A 1,397-nucleotide genomic window follows, 5' to 3' on the forward strand; every position below is an offset into this window, starting at 1 on the left:
GGCCAATCTCAAATCTACCCTTTCTGTCAAAAATACTAGAAAAGGCAGTGTCCTCACAATTATGCTCCTTTTTAGAAAGAAATGATATCTGTGAGGATTTCCAGTCAGGATTTAGACCGTATCATAGTACTGAGACTGCTCTCATTAGAGTTACAAATGATTTACTCTTATCATCCGATCGTGGTTGTATCTCTCTATTAGTGTTACTCGATCTTAGCGCTGCATTCGATACTATCGACCACAACATTCTTTTGAATAGACTCGAAAATTATGTTGGCATTAGTGGAATTTCATTGGCATGGTTTAAATCATACTTATCTGACCGTTATCAGTTTGTAGCAGTAAATGAAGAGATGTCACACAGATCACAAGTTCAGTATGGAGTACCGCAGGGCTCAGTGCTAGGACCGTTGCTTTTCACCCTGTACATGCTACCACTGGGAGATATTATTAGGAAGCATGGCGTTAATTTTCATTGTTATGCTGACGATACTCAGCTCTATATTTCTTCACGCCCTGACGAAACTTACCAATTCACAAGATTAACGGAATGCATAGCTGATATAAAAAATTGGATGACTAGTAATTTCCTGCAACTTAATTCAGAAAAAACTGAATTTTTAATTATTGGACAAAAAAACTCCACAAGTAGTAACCTAGAATACTGTCTAACACTTGATGGCTGCTCTGTCAAGTCCTCGTCGTCAGTTAGGAACCTGGGTGTGCTCTTTGATACCAATCTCTCATTTGAAAGCCACGTTTCTAGCATCTGTAAAACTGCATTCTACCATCTTAAAAATATATCTAAATTACGGCACATGCTTTCAATGCAAAATGCTGAACAGTTAGTTCATGCGTTCATGACCTCAAGGCTAGATTATTGTAATGCTCTACTGGGTGGTTGCCCTGCTCGCTTAATAAACAAACTCCAGCTGGTCCAAAACGCAGCAGCTCGAGTTCTTACTAGAACCAGGAAGTATGACCATATTAGCCCGGTTCTGGCAACACTGCACTGGCTCCCTATTAAACATCGTATTCATTTTAAAATCTTGCTGATTACTTACAAAGCACTAAATGGTTTAGCGCCCCAGTACTTGAGCGAGCTCTTAACGCATTATACTCCATCACGTTTATTGCGGTCTCAAAATTCTGGCCAGTTGATAATACCTAGAATATCAAAATCAACTGCAGGCGGTCGATCCTTTTCCTATTTAGCACCTAAACTCTGGAACAGTCTTCCTAACATTGTCTACAAGCAGCTGTATCCCTGGTAGGAGGAAATTTCCATTCTAACTCTTTAACCCAATTCTGCTTCTCTGTTTGTGATCAGGCCATTTTAAGCTGTTAAACTCTGTGAAAGTTTTCAGTGATCCAGTAATCAAATTCATTCAAACATC

1 protein-coding gene is annotated in these 1,397 nt (G+C 39.3%); it reads left to right on the forward strand.

Annotated elements, in window-relative coordinates:
- Positions 1-1,274 (forward strand): reverse transcriptase family protein (locus M4I23_RS19445; RefSeq protein ID WP_249755517.1); only part of this gene is annotated, 1,274 nt, incomplete at its 5' end.
- Positions 1,275-1,397: the final 123 nt, after the last annotated feature.

This window comes from Algibacter sp. L4_22, from assembly GCF_023473045.1.
In the GTDB taxonomy this organism is placed as follows: Bacteria; Bacteroidota; Bacteroidia; order Flavobacteriales; family Flavobacteriaceae; genus Algibacter.